A 21,924-nucleotide genomic window follows, 5' to 3' on the forward strand; every position below is an offset into this window, starting at 1 on the left:
TGACTGTACCAGTAGTTCCTGAAGTTAAAAGTTCATGGTAATGAATAAAATAAAAAATATTTCAAATTTAACGGATAATATGCAGATATTTTTTATTATTACTAGATTTTCATCGTAATGTTTAGATTTAATTAAAAAAAGATTAATTTATGTATTATAAATTAGTTGATAGTTATTTTTAGATTAATAATTTGTTACTCTCAATAGATTATGAATAATATTAGTGTATATTATATTAAAATTGTGAATAAGATCAAATTTTAAAGTATTGATATAATTTTAAACTGAATGAAATCAAATGGCCTTGTTTATCAAAAATGAGATAAAACTGGTTTTTTCGGTGGATAACTAAGGGTTATTTCAATATTAATTAAAATAATGAATCAATGTCACAGGAATTAAGGAGGGGGTAATAAGAAAATGAAATATTCAGGTATATTTCTTAATTACAGTCAAACAAAATTTTCTGTAAACGAATTCTCTGATAGTCATCTGAACAGTCTCCAGTGTCCTTAAATTCAATTCCTCAGGTGATGAATGGTCAGGCAGTCTTGTCCCGGACGGTTAACTACTATGTCTTTGCCGATGGTGTAGGTGAATATCACGGTTACCAGAATAACACAAATCTGGGGACTGACCCGGTTGCAAATTCACAGGAATTATACAGGCGTATGACAGACGAGGACTGCTGTCATGAATATGACGGAATAAATTACTGCTGGAATGAAAGGAGCAACCCTGTCGACGACAGCACTGGTTCGGTCTACCGGAGCAGGACAGAGTCGGCCGACACAATAGGCGCGAACAGCGCGGAATTCGCGTATCACTCAGGTCACGGCTGGAATGACGGCATACTTTTCGGGACTGCAAACCAGTATCATGAGGTATTTAGTTCAAACATGAGTTTCAGCACAGCAAAATGGGTTGTACTGGACTCATGCAGTGTATTAAACGAGCCAACGCATGGCAACCGGGAATCGGTATTTAACGGGCTTCATATTCTTATGTCATATGATACGACGGGGTTGATAAATAGTAATACGGGTCCGCAGTTTGTCGAAAGAATGAGAGGCGGAACGTATGGAGGAACAACTTATGCTTCCACCAAAATTCGAATAGCTTGGAAAAAGACCCTAGAAAGTATTATTGAAAATTCTACGTATAGAGGAGCATATATGTGGGCTGACCCCTGCGGGGACGATTATCTTCCGGGATACGGACCTTTTGAAGAGCCGGTGAAAAATAACGAAAACTATGTCATTAACTGGGAGAATTTTCCATGCAAACCTGGGAGGGTGTAAGGCAAATGAAAACTAAATTAACTGGTGTTTTAATCCTTTTTGCAATAGTAATTATCGGAAGTTTTGTCTTCTTATATTCTGAGGGGTCTGAAACAAATTCTGATGATAACGTTAGTTCTGTACAGAATACAACAATAACTACTTCCGAATCCAGCAACGTAGCAGGCAGAGTTTCGCATAACCTTGTCCTTACTTCACCTGCAAAGGAATCCGTTGACAACGTTATGGTTTACAAAACAGTTGCTCCTGTTGTTAACAAAGAAGTAACACTGGAGTATGCAAAAAAATTTGATGTATCCGGGACACTCCGGGGAGAAACAACTGTTCAGTCTGAAGATTTGAGGTATTATCTTACAATAACAAAAAATTCTGGATCCATAGACTATTGCGATCAAGATCGTCCAAATGAAAATCAGGACGCACCACAGTATCTCCCTTCGGATGAAGAGGCAATAGAAATTGCGACAAAATTCCTGGAGGAAAAAGATCTTTATCCAGATGGTGCAGTTAACCCGTCAGTTGAGCGTGAGAATGCCTACACTGTCGGAAAAGGTGACGAGATTTATTTTAGTCAAATCGGTGTCTGGTACAGTCGTAGTCTTAATGATATGAAAGTCGAAGGTACCCAGCTTGTAGTCTATGTCGGCGGTGGCGGAGATGTCATAGGGTATTACGCCAACTGGCGTGACTATGAACCTTATAAGGAGTACCCCGTTGTTTCCTCCGGCAAAGCTTTTGAAAGTCTGAAGTCCCGGGGAGTCTCTGTTGGTATGAACAGCCAGGATTCCCTGGTCTCTTTTGATGAAGTGTATCTTGCGTACCAGACGACAGCCGGCGCCTATTCTGAGGACTACCTTGAACCTGTCTGGGTCTTTAAGGGGAATGTCCTTGTCAACAATGAATCCGTGATGAGTGCTGAAGAGTATGTCCCCGCACTGTCAGAAGAGCCTGCTGAACTAACCTCAAAATAATTTTTTTCAGATAATCTGACTGATTTTTTGGAGAAGGAAAAACAGGCATCATTTAAAATATCCCACAGGCTGTAATACTACGGCACCCGTATCCTTCGAAGGTTTTATCACTTATTAAGTTCACTTAAAATGTCATGTGTGGTGAATGCCCGACTGTGATCGACAGCGTCGCATTGAGCCTGCGCCATGCACCGTTCCTGAAAAAAGAAACGCTTTTTGATGAAGAGATGCCTCCGGTCCGGGGAAGCCTTCTTTTCGCATATCGCAAATTCGGATTTTTCTTTGGCTTTAGCTATTTCTTTAGCTATTACTTCTGGTTTAGACAGTAGGAAAACTGCACCGGAACGAATTTCCATAAGAAAAATACAAAAAAAAGATTTTACGGGAATTTTTTTTGGTGCAGTTACGGCTATGTATTTTTAATTTTCAGTAAAACCCGGGTAAAACCGTTCACCAAAAAACAAATCCAAAAAAAGGCAGCTAAAACAGCAAAAAAGGGATACAAAAATGAGAGGAAAAGAGATAAGACTTGAAAGGATAATGAAACGTGACACAGGAACAACCGTCATAGTCCCGATGGACCACGGGGTCTCAAGCGGACCGATACCAGGGTTGATTGACCTTGAAAGAAGCGTCGACCTTGTTGCAAAGGGAGGTGCAAACGCCGTCATAGGACACATGGGACTTGCTCTCCACGGGCACAGGAAAGTAGGGCCTGACATAGGGCTTATACTTCATCTCTCGGCAAGCACCGACCTCGGGCCTGACCCGAACAACAAGGTCATCATAAATACCGTGCAGAACGCACTCAAAATGGGTGCCGACGGTGTCTCTATACACGTAAACATCGGAGCGGAAAACGAGGCGAACATGCTCTCCGACCTCGGCAGGGTTGCAATAGAATGCATAGAATGGGGAATGCCTCTTCTTGCGATGATGTACCCCCGCGGAAAAAAGATTAACGGCGAGAACATGACAGAATCGATAAAACTCGCGGCACGTGTAGGATCAGAGCTCGGAGCTGACATCGTAAAGACGGTATACACCGGAGACCCCGACTCGTTCAGGGAAGTCACCGAAGGATGCCACGTCCCGGTAGTTATTGCAGGCGGGTCCAAGACCGACGACTACTCGACGATGAAAATAATCGAAGGTGCAATGGAAGGAGGTGCGGCAGGCGTTTCAATCGGAAGAAACGCATTCCAGCACAAATACCCCGACAGGTTCGTGAGGGCTGCGACTATGATAGTCCATGAAAGAAAGACGGCCGAAGAGGCCATGGAAATCCTGAAAGAAGATGCGTGAAAATGATAGGAAAAGAGATCAGACTCGAAAGGATAATGAACAGAAACACAAAAAGAACCGTCATTATCCCGCTCGACCACGGGTTTACGCTCGGCCAGATAAAGGGGCTTGAGGACATGCCAAAAATTATCGGCGAAATTTCCGACGGCGGTGCGAACGCGATAATAATGCACAAGGGAATGGTGAAGGCTGGCCACAGGAAACACGGCCGCGATATCGGGCTTATCGTCCACCTCTCCGCGAGCACGTCAATGAATCCCGACCCGGACGACAAGGTCATGGTCTGCACCGTTGAGGAGGCCATAGCACTCGGCGCCGATGCGGTCTCAATCCACATAAACCTCGGTGCTGCACACGAATCGAGAATGATAGAGGAGGCCGGAGCCGTATCAAAGGAGTGCACGAAATGGGGAATGCCTCTTCTTATCATGATCTACCCGAGAGGAGAAGGAATAGACCCGCAGTCTCCGGATGCAATCGGGCACTGCGTAAGGGTCGCAGAGGAGCTCGGTGCAGATATAATAAAGACAAGCTACACGAAAGATGCGGAATCGTTCAAAAGGATAACGTCGGCATGTTCGGTCCCTGTAATAGTCGCAGGCGGAGAAAAGGCCGGCGACCTGGAGACCCTTAAAGTCGTGAAGGAAGCCGTTTTGTCAGGTGCCGCAGGCGTCGCACTCGGTAGGAACTCATTCCAGAGGGAAAACCCGAAAGAGTTCATAAAGGCCCTCTGCAGCGTTGTGCATGACGAATCAAACCCCGAAGACGTATTAAAAGCCTGAGGTTAAAAACGATGAAAAAAGAGTTATGGGTCGACCTGACCGACTGGGACAAGGACGCTGCAACAGCCGCAATAGAAAGCGGTGCGGACGCAATACTGACTGACGATGCGCACAGGGTGAAGGAGCTCGGCAGGATAAAAACAATTGCAAAAAACGGTGACCTTGTGCCCGGAAAGGACGTCTACGAAGTCCTCCTCAAAGACAGGATAACGGAAGACAAAGCGGTTTCACTTTCGAAAAAAGGCTATGTAATCGTCAGGACTACCGACTGGACGGTCATCCCGCTGGAAAACCTCGTCGCACAGTCCGACAAAATAATCGCAGGCGTTTCGGATGAAAACGAGGCGGCAATGGCTATCGGTGTCCTTGAAAAAGGCGTCTTTGGGATAGTCCTCAAAAACAAAGACCCCGCCGTAATAAAGAAAGTCTCGGAAATGGTCAGGGGCTCCGGAATAAAACTTCAGCTTTCGTCGTTTACGATAAAATCAGTGACTCCGGCAGGAATGGGCGACCGGGTATGCGTCGATACGTGCTCTCTTATGAAAGACGGAGAAGGCATGATGGTCGGCAATACATCGTCGTCTTTTCTGCTTGTGCATGCAGAAACTCTTGAAAACCCCTACGTTGCACCAAGGCCCTTCAGGGTCAACGCAGGCGCCGTCCACGCATACGCCCTGATGGCTGACGGAAAAACGTCATACCTTTCAGAGCTTAAGGCGGGAGACCGCGTACTTATCGCCGGCTCATCCGGAAACACAAGAGAGGTGACGGTAGGCAGGGTAAAGATAGAGAGCCGCCCGCTGCTACTGGTGGAAGCGGAATCAGGCGACAGCAGACTATCTCTGGTACTCCAGAACGCCGAGACCATAAGGCTCGTCGGAGAGGACAAAAAAGCTGTGTCCGTCGTCGACATAAAACCCGGCGACAAAGTCCTCGGGCGTATTGAATCAGGCGGAAGACACTTTGGGCACTCCGTAGAAGAGACGATACTTGAGAAATGAAGACCTATGGACAGTGGAGTTGTTATAGGCATAATAGGCGGCTTCGGCGGGATGGGGCGCCTTTTTTCCGGCGTTTTTGAAGCGGCCGGGTACAGCGTGACATGCTCGGGCAGAAACACTCCTGTTTCAAACGAAGAGATCGCCCTGACCTGCGATATCGTAATAGTATCCGTCCCCATTCATGATACAGTAAGAGTAATCGGGGAAATTGCCCCGCTTCTAAACGATGAACAGCTCTTGTGCGATTTCACATCGCTTAAAACGGAGCCTGTCAGGGCGATGCTTAAATCCAAGGCGAAAGTAATCGGTCTTCACCCGATGTTCGGCCCCTCGGTCTCCGGCATCTCGGGACAGACAATTGTCGCATCTCCGGCACGCTGCGATGAAAGGACACAGGAAGTGCTTTACAACATATTCAGGAAGCAGGGAGCGGACGTCTGTATAATGACGCCTGAAAAGCACGACAAAGTCATGAGCATCGTACAGGGGCTTGTCCATTTTTCCACGCTCTGCGTTGCCGAGACCATAAAGAAGACAGGCATATCTCCGGATGAACTGCTGCCGGTAATGAGTCCGGTATACAGGATAGAAACAGGCCTTATCGGAAGAATACTCGGCCAGGACCCTGCCCTTTACGCGGACATCCTGCAGCAGAACCCGCAGAGTGAAGATGTTATGGAAAAATTCCTGGAATCCGCAGAGAAATTACAGGAAATCGTAAAATCAAAGGACATTGACAGGTTCACAGTTTTTTTCAGTGAAAACAGGAAAGTGTTCGAAAACGTCATCCCGCAGGCTACAAAAGACACCGACCTTCTCATAGATACACTGGCAGGCAGAAGATGACTATAGCAGCACTCGGACCAAAAGGCACGTTTTCACATGAGCTTGCCGAAAAGATAAAAAGAAAAGACGAGGAGGTCCTTCTTTTCCCGACGATTAAAGACGTCTTCAGGGAGGTCTGTCTCAGAAAAACAAAGGGTGTCAGGGGAATCGTCCCCGTCGAAAACAGCGAGGCCGGGGGTGTAGGAGAAACTCTTGACGCAATTATGACCTCTGAATGCAGAATTTTTGCCGAATACTATATGCCGATACACCACCTCTTCGTCTCCGGGTGCAGCCATAAAGATATCTCGGTCATATATACGCACCCGCAGTCTCATGAACAGTGCAGCATATTCCTGGAGAAACTGGAAAACATTCCCGTAATTCATACAAGCAGCAACGCACAAAGCGCAAAAGAGGCAAAGACGACCGCAAATTCCGCCGCTGTAACAACAGAAACCGCAGCGAAATTATATAACCTGCCTGTTCTAAAAAAAGATATACAGAATTCGGGAAACAATACCACAAGATTTCTGGAAATTTCAGCAGAAGGCACGTTACCTGAAAATCCTGAAAAGTGCAGCATTGTCATTATTCCTAAAGAAAACCGTCCCGGTCTTTTATACGGCATCCTGGAGATTTTCGCCCGCAAAAACATAAACCTAACAAGGATTGAATCCAGGCCGTCAAAGGACGGCATAGGAAGGTACGTCTTTTTCATCGACTTTGAAACCGGCGAAAACTGCAGGGACGCGATATCGGAATTAAAGACAGTCACAGTTTTAAAAGAACTCGGATGCTACAGCAGAAAGGAGTTATAAAAAATATGGATATAAATATTGCAAAAAAGAAGAATGTCTCAGCGGAATTTACAGCACCCCCTTCAAAAAGCTATACTCACAGGGCCCTTATCGCGGCGGCACTCGCACAGGGGACATCTGTTATAAGAAAACCCCTTGTCGCAGACGACATAGATGTTACAACAGAGGCCTTAAAAAAACTTGGCATTGAGATAATGCAGTGCAACGAATGCGTCATCGTAAAAGGTTGTGGCGGTGTCCTTCCCGATATGGGGGACGTCACAATAGACTGCAGAAACTCAGGCACGTCTTTAAGACTTCTCGCAACGTTTGCACTTTTGTCCCCTTCAAAGATAACGCTTACAGGCTCGGAACGTATGAAACAAAGGCCTGCGAAAGGACTTTGCGATGCACTGAAGCAGGCCGGTGCGGATATCAAATTTCTGGGCATGACAGGATATCCTCCCTTCAGGATATCAGGAGAACTCCGGGGAGGAAGAATCATAATAGATGCATCCAAGAGCAGCCAGTTCGTTTCATCGGTTATGCTGTGCTCACCATACGCCGACAGCCCCGTTGACATAATGCCTAAGGGAAGTGTCGTCTCGCGTTCTTACGTGGACATTACAACCGATATCATGCGTAAATTCGGCGCAAACGTATACCTTACCCCCGACAGGACATGGCACGTCTCCCAGTCCGTATACAATGCAACGGACTACACAATCGAAGGCGACTATTCATCTGCCTCGTACTTTTTTGCAATAGCCCCCGTATGCGGGGGAAAAATCAAAGTAAACAATTTAAACACGGAGTCAGTGCAGGGTGACAGGGCTTTTCTGATTGCCCTGCACGATATGGGATGCAAAATCTCAAAAGGGAAGAATTCCGTAACCGTTAAGTGCGACGGCGGCATCAAAGGTGTTGCGGCTGATATGACATCATGTCCTGATACAGTTCAGACTCTCTGTGCCGTTGCGGCTTTCGCATCTACAAAGACGGTAATAAACGGCATTTCCCACCTTAAATACAAAGAAAGCGACAGAATTGATGCGATTGAAGATATGGTAGTCAAATCAGGGTGCGGATTCGAGGCGGGTGAAAACTCCATCTCGATAACACCGGGAGAGGTGCACGGATTTGCCGCAGACCCTAATGATGATCACAGGACCGCGATGTCCTCCGCAATCATAGGGCTTGGGACAGGCGGTGTCACGGTAAAGGGTTCCGAATGCGTCTCAAAGTCATTTCCGGGTTTCTGGGACGAATTAAGGAGGGCAGGACTATTAGAAGAATAGTGATTACAGGCTTTCGCGGAGCAGGAAAGAGCACAATAGGAAAGATCCTTTCAAAAAAACTCGGTGTTGAATTCATCGACACCGATACCGAAATTGAAAAGGCTTCAGGAATAGACATCCCGCAGATATTCTCCGAATACGGGGAGGAACACTTCAGAAAACTTGAAAAAGACATTATTGGAAAACTACCCGAAAAGGACTGCGTAATCTCTACAGGCGGCGGGGCGGTTCTGGATAATGAAAATGTCAAAAATCTCAGGAGACACTCATATGTCGTCTTCTTAGACGTCGACCCGAAAACTTCCTACATGAGAATTTCAGGAAGCGACAGACCGGCCCTGACTGACAATGAACCAGACGACGAAGTGAAATACCTTATCAGAAAAAGGTACGCACACTATGCAAGGACTTCCGACACCTGCATAGACGCGTCCGGAGACCCTGACGAAATATGCGATGATATTACTTGCAGGGCCTTTCTGAGCGAAAAAAAAGCAAAAACCAGGGTCAGGACAATAACCGGTGTTTTTTCGGGACTTAAAATGCCTGATGGTGCAATGGAAAAACTTACAGGTTTTCTTGAAGAGCACCCGGGAGGACACATCTGCGCAATAGCGGGAAACCCGTGCGGGCACAGCAAAAGCCCTCTTATATACAACACTCTCTTTGAAAGATACGGGATATGCGGTCATTATACCTATCTTGAAACGGAATCGGCGGAAAAGGCAGCCGGTGCATTCAGAAAGGCAGGGCTCCGCGGAATAAGCGTGACCATACCTTTCAAGGAGGACATGCTTAAGTTCGTGGACAGGAGGGGCAGGCATGCAAAAGCCCTTGGAGCTGCAAACACTGTTGTCGACTGCTGCGACAACCTTTTAGGGTGCAACACCGACTGGGTCGGCATCTTAAGACCTCTTGAAAATTCCTGGATTAAACCTAAACTTGCCGTAATTCTTGGTGCGGGAGGTGCTGCAAGAGGTGCGGTATATGCACTGAAGCACACGGATATTGATGTATATATACTCAACAGGACCGGGGAGAGGGCGAAAAAACTTGCACTCGAAAACGGCTACAAGTGGGGGACTCCTGATATGCTCAAAAGCCTGAACCCTGACCTTATAATAAACACAACCCCTGTCGGGATGAAGGGCAACGACACTCTGGTAGATAAAAGTGTATTTAAGCCGGAAATGATGGTTTTTGATGCAGTCTACACACCTCCTGAAACAAGGCTTTTAAGAGAGGCGAAGGAAGTCGGGTGCACGTGCATATACGGCAAAGAGATGTTCGTCTACCAGGCGGAAGAGCAGTTCTTCAGGATGTTCGGGATACGGGTTTTGCCGTCTGAAATCAGGGAGATTCTCGGATGAACACGTTCGGAAGGTTTTTCAGGTGCACGACCTTCGGGGAAAGCCACGGAAACGCCCTCGGTGTAGTAGTCGACGGGTGCCCGCCCGGAATAAAATTCTCCGAAAATGACCTTCTCCCGCTTCTTGCAAGAAGAAGGCCTGGTTTAAGCCCTCTGTCTTCACCTAGAAAAGAGGAGGACAATCCTGTAATTCTATCAGGCATTTTCAACGGAAAGACGACAGGCATGCCGGTCGCAATGGCCGTATTCAACAAAGACCAGAAAAGTGGGGACTACGAAACACTTGAAAACCTTTTCAGGCCGGGACATGCCGACTTTACATACCAGTCCAAATACGGCGCCAGGGACTTTCGCGGCGGAGGCAGAAGCTCCGGAAGGGAGACCGTTTCAAGGGTCCTTGCAGGAGGCCTTGCCCTAAAACTCCTGGAAAGAGACGGAATATCTGTTTCAGGAAAAATTCTTGAAATTCACGGTGAAACCGATCCTGAAAAGTTTTCGGACGAAATCCTCTCGGCTAAAAACAGCAATGATTCTGTCGGCGGAATCGTTGAGACAAAGATTTCAGGGTGTCCTGCAGGACTCGGTGACCCTGTCTTCGGGAAACTTGACGCATCCCTTGCATCCGCGATAATGTCAATAGGAGCCGTAAAAGGTGTTGAAATAGGAGACGGGTTTTTGTCGGCAAAAAAATTTGGCTCGGAAAACAATGACTGCATGGACAAATCGGGGTTTCTTTCAAACCACGCCGGTGGAATTTTAGGAGGAATTTCAACAGGTGAAGACATAAATGTCAGGTTTGCCGTTAAACCGACGCCTTCCATTAAAAAAGAGCAGAAGAGTGTGACCGTCGCGGGCAGTGAAACGACGGTTTCAACAGGCGGGCGCCACGACCCCTGTATTGTACCGAGAATAGTTGTCGTATCGGAGTGCATGGCGGCACTCGTCATTGCAGACTGCATTTTATCGCAGAATTCGATATCAGGCTACTAACTCTGAAAATTATCAATATTTTTTAATATCCGGGGGTTTTCTGCGGCATTTCATCAAAATCTTTGAAAAAACACTTCTCTTTGTATAATCCGGAATAGTCCAAAATTATTTTTTTAATTTCCTTGCGTGTTTTTTCATTTTTCGCCAGGTAAAAAAAGATTATCTCCCCGTCGGAAATACATACAGGAGAACACCCTGAAAGTTTTCCCAGTTTTGAAAGCCTTCTTTCAAGGTAGACTTCGTGATTTTCACGCGGGAAATGCTGGTATATCATGACAGCCGAATCGTCACCAGTCTGCCTGAAAACGGACATTAACTCGGAATATAAGAGGTGTTTTTCAGTGTTTTTTCCCACTTCAAGGCCGTTGTCGGGGTCAAAAAGTACCAGCGAGGATTTCAGAGATTCTTTTGCGAGACCTGTAAAATACGCCTGGCGGTTCTTCTTGGTGAAATAATCTTCTTTTTCGGTTTCATTATTTTCAGAACAAAATGGATAAATCCGGCATTTGAGACCTTTGTCTGAAAAAAATTTCTGAATGCTCATGAAGTCTTTTTCACCGGATTTTTTGGCTGAATCGTCCAGGAATTTCATAAGCTCCCTGTTGTTGTACCCCGGCCTTTTTCTGCCGTTTAAGGAGTTTTTGCACGGCAGTATTTTACCGTCTGACGTGCCGTCGTCGCACGTCAGCATCGGGACAAACAGGAAATTACTGAATATTGACGATTTTTGCATAATCTCCATAATGATGTCATATTTGAACAGGTCCCTGACATCTCCGAAGTACTGGTTTTTCAGTATAATACCCCGGTAAAATAAGGGACCAAAAAAATTTAAAAGGTTGCTATGGCATTGATGTCTTGTTTTGGAGGAAGGAAAAAAATATTTTTGGGATTTTTTATATGGGATTTGTGTTATGACTATTCTTATCTGTCTTCCTGATCTTAACTGATGTCTGATTGCCGGATTGTATTTTTTCACTTCACCTTTATTTTTTGCCGCCTGGAAAAGTTCTTATCCGGGGCTTTGATCTACTTTTTGACTGAAAAATCCTTTTTGGAGGGGATTGTGCAAACGGTGCCCGTGCTTTTTTGGTCTTTTCAGTCAGGAGGTTATACGATGTTTACTTTGTTTTTACAGCTTCTGCTATTGCTTTTCCTGCGTCATGGCAGAGTTTTATCTCTGACTCGTCCGGGCGGTAGTAAACTTCGATGGGGTCACGGAATATCTCGATTCCCGCGGTTTTCAGGTCGGCATCGATAAGTTTTACCGCTCCGCCGTGACCGCCGTGAGAGCCGAATGCAAATCCTTTCTTCTTCTGCGTAAGCCTCCCGGGCTTAAGGCCGCGGAGATAGCTCATGAAGCCTGCAACTGTCGGCAGGTATTCGTCCTGAAGTGTAGACGAGCCGACAATAACGGCTTTTGAGTCAAGAACATCGGTCACCACATCAGACCTGTGGACACCTTCGTACCTCCCGTCCTTCAGCAGGCAGAACTTCACCTGGCATCCTCCTTCCATTACACCCTCGGCGATTGCCTGCGCCATTTTCGTCGTTGATCCGTGCATGGTGTCATAGACGATTGTCACCTTGTCCTTTGAAACACCGTGCGACCAGTCGGCATATGCCTGTATGATCCCGCCGGCATTTTTGCGCCAGATGACACCGTGGCTCGGTGCGACCATTTTGATTCCAATCTTAAGGTCTGTGACCTCTGCAAGCTTTTTAAGGACTTTGGGTGCGAGCGGTATAATCAGGTTTGCAAAGAACTTCTGGGCATGCTTCATCGCTTCATCTACACCGAATTCATCGTCGAAGCGCTCTGATGATGCTATGTGCTGTCCGAATGCGTCGTTCGGGAATAATATCTCATCTTCGGCAAGGTATGTAAACATCGAGTCAGGCCAGTGAAGCATAGGGGCTTCAACGAAAACAAGTGTTTTTCCGCCGCCGAGAGGAAGGGTGTCACCAGTCTTTACGACGTGGAAGTTCCAGTCTTTCGTGTCATAATGGCGCCCGAACCCTTCGACACCGAGCTGGGTGCAGTATATTGGAACTCCGGGAAGCATCTTCGTTATCTTCGGAAGACCACCGGAGTGGTCCATTTCGACGTGGTTTGCAACAACATAGTCTATCTTTAACGGGTCAATGACGTCTTTTATGCGTTCAAGCATCTGGTTTTCAAAGCCGGGATACGTTGTGTCGATAAGGACGTTCTTTTCCCCCGTTATAAGATACGCGTTGTAGGTAGTTCCCGGAAGCGTGTAACCGTGATAGTCACGCAGGTTCCAGTCTATTGCTCCTACCCAGTATACTCCTTCTGCAAGTTTTGTTGCTTTCATTTTCTTCATTCACCTATTGTTCGTATTATTACTAACATTCTATTGTATACGAACAGAACCTATAAAAACTTAGCGGATCACAATGAATAGAAGAGATGACCAGTTCAGAACAGGCAGCAGTATTTCCAGACGCAATGATTTTTTCAAAAAACAGCGTTACAACAGTGATTGACAGCCCGGCAAGAATTGAAATTCTTAAAATTCTCGTTGAAGGCGACCAGAGGTTTGACGAACTGGTAAAAAGGCTGAACAAAGCGAAGTCGACAATATCGGTCCACCTTCACGACCTTATTGATGCCGGAATTCTTGCCGAAAGGACTGACGAAACCGACGCGAGGCGAAAGTACATATCCCTTGACTGCGAGTACCTCGGGACAATCGAGCAGTCAGACAGCAGTATTTTTTCGGATTACAGGTGCATCCTTCCCGTAACAGGGCAGGAACCGATGAGACCGGCATCCGTATTCCGCATGATATTCAATTCGGTCAGGACAAGCCTTCTGCAAAAGGGCGTCAACGTCGAACCCGTACTTTTCAGCGCGGGCTTTATGGCGGGAGAAGAGATTGCAAAACTGGTTTCGGCTGATTCAATGGATAAATTCCTCGACAATCTCTACGATTTCTTCTTAAAAAACGAGCTGGGAGAGATTACTGTAGAAAAAAAGGGTGGCCCGTGGGTTATAACAGTTAGAAACTGCTATGAATGCCAGGAACTCCCAAAAATAAACAGGCCCGCCTGCTACTTTGATTCAGGCATGCTTTCTGCGCTGTTTTCGATTCAGACAGGAGAGGACATCACTGCAAAGGAGACAAACTGCTATGCTATGGGAGACCCTTTCTGCCGGTTTGTCATAGAAAGGGTCAGGGAATAAATCCCTTCTTTCAATGATTCTTCCCAAAAAGACTTACCAGGCAATATTTCACGGGGCGCCTCAGAAAACTGATGAGAGCAGAACGGCTATGTTGTGAGCTGCAACGACAAAAAACAGAGTGCATACACAGATCATAATAAGGACCCCCGAGCGTTCCTTTAAGTGCTCTGCACGGCATGCAACGATTATCACGAAAACCGCAAACAAAAGCTTCACCAGAAAATGAAGATAAGGGTCATGCACTACAAAGTCCATCACAGGGTTTAACTCCGAACCCCCGAGATCCAAGATTACTGTCGTTGTCAGGATGTCGATTGCCAGGAGACCAGAGAGGACAATAAACAAAAACCCGACAATAAAACAGTAAATATTCATTGTTCTCTTATTGTGTCTCCTGCAAAAAAATTTAACTGCATATTTTATCTTATCATAAGAAACATCTCAAAAAAAGGCACCTGCCAAAAAAATTCAACCCGTCTTTTCCTTCATATGAATCTTATTCCGAATCCCTGCCCCTGTATACAAGGTGCTCCATTACAAGGACAGTCAGGACGCCAACTACAAAGCCGTTCGGAAGAAGAGGCTGGAGAAAAACAGGCAGTTTCATCGCAACGTCCTGCGGGACGGCTGATGCAATTGCTCCCATCGCAACCGAAAGACCGACTATAATTCCTGAATCAAAGTCAAACCCTTTCTCCTTCATATCAGAAAAAAACACAGAGACCGACGCCGAAAACTGGGCTGCCAGTACATATATTAGAAGGCAGCCTGTGATGACAGGGGGAATTGCACAGATTAAAGACGCTGCCTGCGGAAAAAGACCGATTGCAGCAAGTATCAGGGCCGCCGGAACAAGTGTCCAGCGTGAGGCACAGCGGCTTTCAAGGATAATTCCGGCACTTGTAGAGTAGTTGACGCCTCCTACAACACCGGAAATACCAGAAAGGACGTTTACTATCCCGGTTGCAACGACACCTCTCTTAAACCTTCCTTTCATTTCGGCCGGCTTTACGATCTCGGATACACTCTGAATAGACCCGATATCGTTTACCATCAGTGCAAAGTAGCAGATTACAAATGAGAGCATAACTCCGGGCTCAAACACAAAAGAACCTGTAAATCCTGCAAATATGCCTGCCTGCGGCAGAGTGGACGCAATTTGGAAAGAATACGGGAAAATCAGCATATACACAGCTGTTCCGGCTAATATAACCCATAAAAGAAGTGTATTTTTAAAAAATCCCTTAAGATACCTGTTTGCCGCAAATATCAAGGGCATCAGTATAAAGGCAAATAATAAAGAACCTGCAGCGCCGGTTCCTCCCGACTCAGTTGTCAGGAGCTGTGCCAGTGTTGGGACCATGGTGAAAACAATAAGCATCAAAACAACCGTAACGACACGTTTTGTAAAAAGACGCGCAATATAAACCAGAAGTCCTGAGGCACCTGCCAAAAGGCCTATGATTCCACCGACAATAATAGCAGAATATACGGCATCAGTTGAAAAAGACTGTGATGATACTATCCCTATAAGGAGAACTGTTGCAGGTCCGAATATTACAGGAAGCCTATGCCCTGCAATTACCTGAATTATGACAGCAAACGCAGTCATCAGAAGAAGTTTCTGTATATAGTAGACCTGATCGGAAAAACTGCTGTACTGCAGGTTTGAAACGACAAGGCCTATTATAACGACATACGACAAAAGAACGGCCGCCCACGAGATTCCCGACTGAACCAGATAACCAGGAGGCGGAACATCATCGGTTCCATATTTAAAATTCATTCAGACTACTTATTAAATTTGAATAATAAGAGAAATAAAACTGGTGATTTTAAGAGAATCAGAAAAGTGAGAAAAAACCTATGAATAATGCTTGTCAGGGCGAATGCGATACATTCCTGGCAAAAAATAAAAAATGTTTAATCATCTGTATTCGGAAGAGACAACTCTCCCGAAATCATTTTCGTAAATCAGATTTCCGACTTTTTTTCAGGCCACCGGCGCCTCTGCGGTCACTGGAACTTTTCTGGTTGTAAGTCCTGTAATCACAAGAACAACTCCCCAAACCATGCTGAACAGCGCAAATACCTGAACTACTACATCCGTTGCCATGACCGGAAACACCATGACATAGAACCCGAGTATCAGGGCGATAATTCCCGCAATCAACAGAAGAATTTTGTAGCCTGTTCCGGCATTACCTGAAAATGCCATCCAGATATTCGTAAATCCTGCCAGAAATGCCCATATCGCAATAAGGTATGTGACAAGAAGCCATGCTGAAAACAGGCTTGAAACTACGAAAAATCCTATAATTACGCCAAGTATTCCCAGAAGGATAAGCGCAGCCGATGCTCCTGCCCCTTCCTTGCTCTTTATTCCCTGGACTATGGTCATAACGCTGTAGATTATTACCATAATTCCGATAAACATGCCTACGAACAGTATAAACATAGGAGTCCATAAAAAGGCGATGGCTCCGACAACAATTGCCAAAATCCCTAAAAGAACAAATGTCCACCATGCAGGGGTGAAATTTGTGGAACACCCGAAAAATGAACACTTATCAACTTCTTCACTCATAATAATCTCCAAATCCGGTAAATCCCCGGTTATACTCTTTATCAGCCATCATACTAAAAAGACTTTACGATAAAAAGGCTGCAAAAACAAGCCACATCCGGATCAGCAGACTTACCCCTGCAAAATAACCAAAAAAATATTCCGGCAGAAAAATTATATAAAACAAAATATTGTATATAATTCAATATGTCAGGAATAACACAGAGCCGGCTGATTTCATATATTCCGCCACTCTGTTGCAGTTCTGCACCGGAAAAACAAAGCTGATGTTATCACGGATTTTTCCGGATAAATTTTTCAATTATCAAAATGTAGAGAATTTGTAACAAAAAGGATAGTTTACATAACATATGAACAGGCAACAAAGTCCGTTCAGTTAACTGATGATATCTATGACATACCCATACCTTTACCCGGGAGAGGCGGTTCTTCTGAAGGTACAGGACATTTCTATAAACGATATGGCGTTTAGTCTGACTTTAACAGACCGGAAAGTGGTGTTAAGCCAGGCAGGGACAGAAAACCCTGAAAAAACGGAAATTCCGCTTCCGGTGATTAAATCTGCGTCCACCCTCAACGGAGAACAAAATAAAAAAGGGCTCTCACTTTTCATAAAGGCTCCGGACGGGTCTGACAGGGCAATAGATATTCTATTTAACAAAGAAGGGTCGGACGAAAGAGAAAATGAGATAAAACTCCTTCAAAAAAAGATCTCTGATAATCTTCATTCAGTCAGAAAATGCGCCAAAAGTGAAAGAACCGGGCATATATCCCAACCCGGTCAAAAAGCATGGCCGGATAATCCCGCAAGAAAAACCAGAACAACAGGAATAAACAGCCCTCCTGTTAATTATCCGGGCGGGCAAAAGCCCTGGCCCGACCGGACTGTAAGGATAAACAAAAGACCCGGGACAACCAGTCCTCCCGTCAGTTATCCGGGCAGCAGCAAAATGACCGGTACCCGGGACAAATATGAAAATACATACAATTCAGAGAAAACAGGACCTGCGGTAAGACGTGATTTCAGGGCGCACACCGGCAGATATCCCCCGGGAAGTGAACCGGCAATTAACTATTCAAAAACATGCAAAAACTGCGGGAAAATAGAAAACGGCCATAAAATAAACCCGGACAGTCATTCAGGCAATCACAGAACAAATCTTTCTTCAGGCAGCAGTCTGCCGCCTGCCGGTACAATACCTGTCCACAACATAGGGGTCAGAACACCTTATTCGTCCAGAAAAACACGTTCATACCGGCCCGGACTTTATTCCGGAAAATTTTCGGGGGAATTTCGTGACCTCGAAATTCATGCGGGAATAATACCTGAATTTCTTACATCCCCGTCAGAGGCTTTTCGGATCACTGAAAACAAAGACATTTCAGGGGCCTTTATGGTACTTTTAATATCCCTTATTGCATTCGCCTTTGGCAATACGATTTTTTTCGGGATTCTGGCATCATCCCTTGATTCTGCACAATACCCTGTACTTTCTGCACTTACCGACGCAGGTACAGAACTCTTCATATCCGCTGAAATTATACTGGCAGGAGTTGTTGCCGCTGCATTTATCGGGTGCATAATTCATTTTGCGGCGTGTCTTAAGGGATATAGCAGCGATATGCAGAAAGGTCTGAAAATAGCGGCATATTCGGCAACCCCTTTTTTATTATGCGGGTTTATACCGGTGCTCGGAATCATTGTTGCGCCCGTATGGAGCCTTATCCTTATGTTCACGGGGATCAGGCAGGGGTACTCTGAAGATATTAACCAGGCGGCAGGGATCTGGATTTTTCCGTTATTATTCATAATAATAATGATTATGGCATTTTTTGCGGAAGGGGGAAGCTAGTCCAATAAGGCAATTATTGAAACACCCGGAATATATATTCCGGGTCTGCCTCAACATTATATTTATGAAGAGTGACGTTTTAAAAGTTAATTGATTTATTTATAAGTCTCAAAATAATGAATATACAACTCAAAATAAAAGTGAAATAAAATGATCAGGACAAGAAGGTAAATTGAATGAAATCAACCCGAATAAACATTGTATTTCTGGCTTTGGCCGTAACTGCAACGTTTTTTATCATATCTTCGCTTACCGGCGACATGACTGCTCTGGCCGGGGAGGGTACTAATACGGCTACAATATCAGTTACAACAGAGGGGTCCAATTGGGACAACTACAATATAATTGATTATTCATCATCAATACTAGGCGGAACCGCAAGTTCATGGAGCTGGAATTTTGACGATGGTAATACTGCAACATCTAGTTCAGGAAAGCATACGTATTCCAAAGCAAATACATACAAAGTTGAAGTCTCTGCAAAGCTTTCAGACAGCTCAACAACAGTTAAAAATACCACAACGGTCACAATCAAAGAACCTGCCCTTGTCGCTTCTGCAAAACTCGACCTTGATTTAAGCGATGAAACCCTGAAATACGACAGCAGAACACCCGGTGCAGTTTCATGGAGTTGGAATTTCGGGGACGGGGGTACTTCAACTCTTGACAATGGCACGCATGTATATACCAAACCCAACGATTATACCGTTAAACTTACGGTCAGAAGCCCGGCGGGAAATACAAGCTACTATTCTGAAAGAATTGATATGAACAAGCTTATGGCTTATTTTGAAGCCAGTCCCGTTAAGGGAGGCGCTCCTCTTACCGTCACATTTGATGATAGATCATACAAAAACCCTGACAAGGACTATTACATCAAAGAATGGTACTGGAATTTCCATGATTCCGGTTCAGACAACAATACACTAACAAAGAAAACAGGTGCCAATGTTAAGCATACCTTTGAAAAGAACGGGAACTATACGGTAAGCCTGACAGTCACCGATAAAAACAGGAATACTGACACTTACAGCACAGTAATTTCGGTGGGGGATGAGGATGCTCCGGAGGCCAGATTTACCTTGGACGATGACTATGAAAAAAGCGGAAAATCCCCTCTCAAAGTAAAATTCATCGACAAATCAAAGCCTTCGGATAAAACAAAAGTAGATTTATATAAATGGGAGTGGACAGTTTACGATGAAAAAGGAAGTAAATATAAACAGATACAGAAATACAAATCTTACGATCCTGAGTTTGAATTCACTGACCCGGGCACGTACACAATAAAGCTTGTAGTAACCGATGATAAAGGATTCACTGACACCGAAACAAAAAAAGACTACGTCAAAGTCACTCTGGACTTATCCGCAACATTTACGGCTTCTCCGACATCAGGACATAAACCACTTGACGTAACGTTTACTGCAACTCCTGCAGGCAGCAATGACTACCCGGTAAGCAAATACTACTGGGAGTACGGTGACGGTTATACGGATACAACTACATCAAAAATGACAACTCATTCCTACAAATCAACCGGAACATACACGGTAAAGCTTACGGTTACCGACACAAAAAGTCATACTTACACATACTCCAGAAGCAACTACATAACGGTCAGTGATATTTCCTCGATAACCGCCGCCACAACGCCAACTCCTGCCCCTACGAAAACTATTGTAACCACCGGTTCATCCGGGACAAAAATATTCGGGATTCCCGGAACGGAATATTTCAGGTCTGAAATGAACAGGTTCTACGGGTTTTATGAGGAATACGTAAACCTCCTCTCAGGCATTTTCGGGATGTAATAAAAAACATATTTTACCTTTTTTTAACGGTTATTCACTATTTTCAGCGTTATTTATCCAGAAAAAAGTGTACCGCAGAAATGGCGGGGCATTGCTGAATATTACCAGTTTGCCTTCAGACTGAGATAATACTAAATACTATCATGTAATATCAAACCGCATCCAAAGAGGGGGGAATTATGAGATGGGAATGGAAGAACTCAAAGCCAAAGTAAAGGAAACAAGGGAAAAATACCTCCGTGACGCAAACGCGAGGCTAAAAGAGATTAAAGCCATGAGAGGGGATATAAACAGAAGAAAAAAGGACGCATCAGCCATTATCCTGAGAGATCTTGAAGATCAGATGGTAAACATTGACATGTACATAAACCTTGCCGACGTTGAGATAGAAATTACAGACAACTCGGATGAATTCAACTGGGAAAAACACCGCTTAAGAGTTGACGACGCCCTTGGAAAAGCTGAGAGAGAAATGGAAAGAGGATACGAGATACTGGAAAGACCTGAAAAAAAGATGCACAGATTTTAACAGTGATGTTTTCAAAAGACTTCAAAACAAAAATTCTTTTCGGGGAGCTTATATTTTAGAAAAATTTAATCCGGGCTTTCAGGATACAGGTGAATGCGCAGGCTGATAACCGGCTCGTAGAAATCATGGCATTAGACGATTTAAAAATTTGCAGCCCAAAAAAATTTGTTCAAATTAATTCAGATTATTCTTATCAGGTTATAAGTCAGTCCTGTTACTAAAGAAAACATAAAAGAAGCAGCAAAAAATACATGCAGGCATTCCGGGGTGAACAGGGCAGTCCTTCATATATATATGTAAATAAGTCATATTTCCCAGGAAACGACTGTTATAGCAACAATCTCACTGGACGGTGTTAATATTAAAAAAGAAATCCTTCACATAGCATTTTCGGAGTCGGCGGGTGGGATGATTAAACACTCTCTCGGAAAAAACGGGAATTACGCATTTACCGTCATGCCTGACGACCTTGGAGTTGGGCCTTTGAAAAAATATGATATAGACAAAAGAATTGATTTTTTCTCCGGTTTCTGCCGGGAATCAGAATACATGGAATATGCAAAAACAACAAAGTCTTTGCTTAAAAAATTCAGGGACGACATTTCGGGGGAATATGAGAAGAAAGTATTGTGGTTTTCAAGGAGGTCTGTACAGGAATACTGCGGTTTTCTAAGGTTTATCTCGGAACAGGACAATTCCCCGCAGACATATGTCATTGACCTTACAGACGGAGTGAATTCAGTGGATTCAGGCGGCATCTGCGGAAGCACCCCCTACAAAATGGTCCCCGCACATACAGGTGAACTAAACCAGGAACAGATTGTCAAAGCTTTTGAACAGGTGAAATGCCTCAAGGAAGCAGAAAAGGATTATTACACTTCAGTCTGGAAAAGATTAAAAAAAGAAAATGCCAACATCAGAAAACTCTGGAGAAGCCAGATTTATTCCGCACCGGACTGCATATACGACCGGACTATAATTAAAAAGACAAAAAAACTTAGCAGGGAAGGAAAAAGATGGGTTCCCGTTACAAGAATCGTAGGAGACGTACTCGGAAGTATCAATGATGAATGCAACCAGGCCGGATATGCCCTTATATTCGGGAGGCTGATATACCTCTGCGACTCCGGGGTTCTTAAAGACAAAGGGAAACGAAAGTCGATGCGGACATTAAAAGTTAAAAATGTGAAATGAAATTTTCAGTGATTTTTACTTTTTTTTAGGTCAGGTCCTGCCCGGCATATCCGTTTACTCAAAAGAGCTGCTTAAAAATTTATATTGCGGTTAA

21 protein-coding genes are annotated in these 21,924 nt (G+C 44.6%); 15 read left to right on the plus strand and 6 right to left on the minus strand.

Translation table 11 applies throughout. The annotated features are described in order from the left end of the window. The first annotated feature begins 533 nt into the window (after positions 1 to 533). A complete protein-coding gene (locus J2128_RS10155) occupies positions 534 to 1,301 on the plus strand; it encodes a DUF6345 domain-containing protein (protein WP_209691221.1) in 768 nt (255 codons plus the stop codon). Positions 1,302 to 1,306: 5 nt separating this feature from the next. Beyond that, positions 1,307 to 2,272: a hypothetical protein gene (locus J2128_RS10160; protein WP_209691223.1), complete on the plus strand. Its 966-nt coding sequence runs from the start codon at positions 1,307 to 1,309 to the stop codon at positions 2,270 to 2,272. A 124-nt stretch (positions 2,273 to 2,396) separates the two neighbouring features. Here J2128_RS10160 and J2128_RS10165 read toward each other — a convergent pair whose 3' ends face one another. Next, a complete protein-coding gene (locus J2128_RS10165; protein WP_209691225.1) occupies positions 2,397 to 2,540 on the minus strand; it encodes a hypothetical protein in 144 nt (47 codons plus the stop codon). Positions 2,541 to 2,779: 239 nt separating this feature from the next. On the opposite strand from J2128_RS10165, the gene J2128_RS10170 reads away from it, so the two are divergent. Genes J2128_RS10170 through J2128_RS10205 form a run of 8 tightly spaced genes read left to right on the plus strand, consistent with a single transcriptional unit; the run spans position 2,780 to position 10,642 of the window. Then, positions 2,780 to 3,577 carry a 2-amino-3,7-dideoxy-D-threo-hept-6-ulosonate synthase gene (locus J2128_RS10170; RefSeq protein WP_209691227.1) on the plus strand — a complete coding sequence of 266 codons (798 nt, stop codon included), beginning with the start codon at positions 2,780 to 2,782 and terminating at the stop codon, positions 3,575 to 3,577. A 2-nt stretch (positions 3,578 to 3,579) separates the two neighbouring features. Beyond that, the gene (locus J2128_RS10175) at positions 3,580 to 4,359 is read left to right on the plus strand and encodes a 2-amino-3,7-dideoxy-D-threo-hept-6-ulosonate synthase (RefSeq protein ID WP_209691229.1); all 780 of its coding nucleotides are present in this window, start codon (positions 3,580 to 3,582) and stop codon (positions 4,357 to 4,359) included. Between the two features lie 11 nt (positions 4,360 to 4,370). Then, on the plus strand, positions 4,371 to 5,360 hold the full coding sequence (locus tag J2128_RS10180; RefSeq protein WP_209691231.1) for a 3-dehydroquinate synthase II: 990 nt from the start codon (positions 4,371 to 4,373) through the stop codon (positions 5,358 to 5,360). A gap of 6 nt (positions 5,361 to 5,366) precedes the next feature. Further along, complete coding sequence (locus J2128_RS10185; protein ID WP_209691233.1) at positions 5,367 to 6,206, plus strand: prephenate dehydrogenase/arogenate dehydrogenase family protein; 840 nt, start codon at positions 5,367 to 5,369, stop codon at positions 6,204 to 6,206. Continuing rightward, a complete protein-coding gene (pheA, locus tag J2128_RS10190; protein ID WP_209691235.1) occupies positions 6,203 to 7,006 on the plus strand; it encodes a prephenate dehydratase in 804 nt (267 codons plus the stop codon). The genes J2128_RS10185 and pheA overlap by 4 nt, the downstream gene beginning before the upstream one ends. 5 nt (positions 7,007 to 7,011) lie before the next feature. Then, positions 7,012 to 8,283, plus strand: coding sequence for a 3-phosphoshikimate 1-carboxyvinyltransferase (gene aroA / locus J2128_RS10195; protein WP_209691237.1), 1,272 nt, complete (start codon positions 7,012 to 7,014; stop codon positions 8,281 to 8,283). Further along, a complete protein-coding gene (aroE, locus tag J2128_RS10200; protein WP_209691239.1) occupies positions 8,217 to 9,653 on the plus strand; it encodes a shikimate dehydrogenase in 1,437 nt (478 codons plus the stop codon). The genes aroA and aroE overlap by 67 nt, the downstream gene beginning before the upstream one ends. Next, positions 9,650 to 10,642, plus strand: a complete 993-nt coding sequence (locus J2128_RS10205; protein WP_209691241.1) for a chorismate synthase — start codon at positions 9,650 to 9,652, stop codon at positions 10,640 to 10,642. Before aroE ends, J2128_RS10205 begins: the two co-directional genes overlap by 4 nt. Before the next feature lie 22 nt (positions 10,643 to 10,664). Here J2128_RS10205 and J2128_RS10210 read toward each other — a convergent pair whose 3' ends face one another. Then, positions 10,665 to 11,375 (minus strand): hypothetical protein, encoded by a 711-nt coding sequence (locus tag J2128_RS10210; RefSeq protein ID WP_209691243.1) that lies wholly within the window; start codon positions 11,373 to 11,375, stop codon positions 10,665 to 10,667. A gap of 388 nt (positions 11,376 to 11,763) precedes the next feature. Beyond that, a complete protein-coding gene (locus J2128_RS10215) occupies positions 11,764 to 12,981 on the minus strand; it encodes an FprA family A-type flavoprotein (RefSeq protein ID WP_209691245.1) in 1,218 nt (405 codons plus the stop codon). A gap of 95 nt (positions 12,982 to 13,076) precedes the next feature. Between J2128_RS10215 and J2128_RS10220 the strand changes: the two genes are divergently transcribed. Beyond that, positions 13,077 to 13,853, plus strand: a complete 777-nt coding sequence (locus J2128_RS10220; protein WP_209691247.1) for a V4R domain-containing protein — start codon at positions 13,077 to 13,079, stop codon at positions 13,851 to 13,853. 60 nt (positions 13,854 to 13,913) lie between these two features. Here the strand turns inward: J2128_RS10220 and J2128_RS10225 are convergent, their stop codons facing one another. The 3 genes from J2128_RS10225 to J2128_RS10235 all read right to left on the minus strand — a co-directional run bounded on the left by J2128_RS10225 (position 13,914) and on the right by J2128_RS10235 (position 16,440). After that, the gene (locus J2128_RS10225) at positions 13,914 to 14,228 is read right to left on the minus strand and encodes a DUF5658 family protein (RefSeq protein WP_209691249.1); all 315 of its coding nucleotides are present in this window, start codon (positions 14,226 to 14,228) and stop codon (positions 13,914 to 13,916) included. A gap of 121 nt (positions 14,229 to 14,349) precedes the next feature. Next, positions 14,350 to 15,639, minus strand: coding sequence for a uracil-xanthine permease family protein (locus tag J2128_RS10230; protein ID WP_209691251.1), 1,290 nt, complete (start codon positions 15,637 to 15,639; stop codon positions 14,350 to 14,352). A 207-nt stretch (positions 15,640 to 15,846) separates the two neighbouring features. Beyond that, positions 15,847 to 16,440: an HdeD family acid-resistance protein gene (locus J2128_RS10235; RefSeq protein WP_209691253.1), complete on the minus strand. Its 594-nt coding sequence runs from the start codon at positions 16,438 to 16,440 to the stop codon at positions 15,847 to 15,849. A gap of 392 nt (positions 16,441 to 16,832) precedes the next feature. Between J2128_RS10235 and J2128_RS10240 the strand changes: the two genes are divergently transcribed. The 4 genes from J2128_RS10240 to J2128_RS10255 all read left to right on the plus strand — a co-directional run bounded on the left by J2128_RS10240 (position 16,833) and on the right by J2128_RS10255 (position 21,830). Beyond that, positions 16,833 to 18,293, plus strand: a complete 1,461-nt coding sequence (locus tag J2128_RS10240; RefSeq protein WP_209691255.1) for a YIP1 family protein — start codon at positions 16,833 to 16,835, stop codon at positions 18,291 to 18,293. 176 nt (positions 18,294 to 18,469) lie between these two features. Further along, positions 18,470 to 20,107, plus strand: a complete 1,638-nt coding sequence (locus J2128_RS10245) for a PKD domain-containing protein (protein WP_209691257.1) — start codon at positions 18,470 to 18,472, stop codon at positions 20,105 to 20,107. Positions 20,108 to 20,291: 184 nt separating this feature from the next. Further along, the gene (locus tag J2128_RS10250) at positions 20,292 to 20,636 is read left to right on the plus strand and encodes a hypothetical protein (RefSeq protein ID WP_209691259.1); all 345 of its coding nucleotides are present in this window, start codon (positions 20,292 to 20,294) and stop codon (positions 20,634 to 20,636) included. A 381-nt stretch (positions 20,637 to 21,017) separates the two neighbouring features. Then, positions 21,018 to 21,830, plus strand: a complete 813-nt coding sequence (locus tag J2128_RS10255; protein ID WP_348632405.1) for a DUF3658 domain-containing protein — start codon at positions 21,018 to 21,020, stop codon at positions 21,828 to 21,830. Positions 21,831 to 21,924 lie beyond the last annotated feature (94 nt).

The sequence above is a fragment of the Methanomicrobium sp. W14 genome, assembly GCF_017875315.1.
Lineage (GTDB): Archaea > Halobacteriota > Methanomicrobia > Methanomicrobiales > Methanomicrobiaceae > Methanomicrobium.

Excerpts from the sequence above, each read along its gene's own strand:
- J2128_RS10155 (WP_209691221.1), top strand. The coding sequence starts at position 534 with ATGAATGGTCAGGCAGTCTTGTCCCGGACGGTTAACTACTATGTCTTT.
- J2128_RS10160 (WP_209691223.1), top strand. The coding sequence starts at position 1,307 with ATGAAAACTAAATTAACTGGTGTTTTAATCCTTTTTGCAATAGTAATT.
- J2128_RS10170 (WP_209691227.1), top strand. The coding sequence starts at position 2,780 with ATGAGAGGAAAAGAGATAAGACTTGAAAGGATAATGAAACGTGACACA.
- J2128_RS10175 (WP_209691229.1), top strand. The coding sequence starts at position 3,580 with ATGATAGGAAAAGAGATCAGACTCGAAAGGATAATGAACAGAAACACA.
- J2128_RS10180 (WP_209691231.1), top strand. The coding sequence starts at position 4,371 with ATGAAAAAAGAGTTATGGGTCGACCTGACCGACTGGGACAAGGACGCT.
- J2128_RS10185 (WP_209691233.1), top strand. The coding sequence starts at position 5,367 with ATGGACAGTGGAGTTGTTATAGGCATAATAGGCGGCTTCGGCGGGATG.
- pheA (WP_209691235.1), top strand. The coding sequence starts at position 6,203 with ATGACTATAGCAGCACTCGGACCAAAAGGCACGTTTTCACATGAGCTT.
- aroA (WP_209691237.1), top strand. The coding sequence starts at position 7,012 with ATGGATATAAATATTGCAAAAAAGAAGAATGTCTCAGCGGAATTTACA.
- aroE (WP_209691239.1), top strand. The coding sequence starts at position 8,217 with ATGCGTCTCAAAGTCATTTCCGGGTTTCTGGGACGAATTAAGGAGGGC.
- J2128_RS10205 (WP_209691241.1), top strand. The coding sequence starts at position 9,650 with ATGAACACGTTCGGAAGGTTTTTCAGGTGCACGACCTTCGGGGAAAGC.
- J2128_RS10210 (WP_209691243.1), bottom strand. The coding sequence starts at position 11,375 with ATGCAAAAATCGTCAATATTCAGTAATTTCCTGTTTGTCCCGATGCTG.
- J2128_RS10215 (WP_209691245.1), bottom strand. The coding sequence starts at position 12,981 with ATGAAAGCAACAAAACTTGCAGAAGGAGTATACTGGGTAGGAGCAATA.
- J2128_RS10220 (WP_209691247.1), top strand. The coding sequence starts at position 13,077 with ATGACCAGTTCAGAACAGGCAGCAGTATTTCCAGACGCAATGATTTTT.
- J2128_RS10225 (WP_209691249.1), bottom strand. The coding sequence starts at position 14,228 with ATGAATATTTACTGTTTTATTGTCGGGTTTTTGTTTATTGTCCTCTCT.
- J2128_RS10230 (WP_209691251.1), bottom strand. The coding sequence starts at position 15,639 with ATGAATTTTAAATATGGAACCGATGATGTTCCGCCTCCTGGTTATCTG.
- J2128_RS10235 (WP_209691253.1), bottom strand. The coding sequence starts at position 16,440 with ATGAGTGAAGAAGTTGATAAGTGTTCATTTTTCGGGTGTTCCACAAAT.
- J2128_RS10240 (WP_209691255.1), top strand. The coding sequence starts at position 16,833 with ATGACATACCCATACCTTTACCCGGGAGAGGCGGTTCTTCTGAAGGTA.
- J2128_RS10245 (WP_209691257.1), top strand. The coding sequence starts at position 18,470 with ATGAAATCAACCCGAATAAACATTGTATTTCTGGCTTTGGCCGTAACT.
- J2128_RS10250 (WP_209691259.1), top strand. The coding sequence starts at position 20,292 with ATGGGAATGGAAGAACTCAAAGCCAAAGTAAAGGAAACAAGGGAAAAA.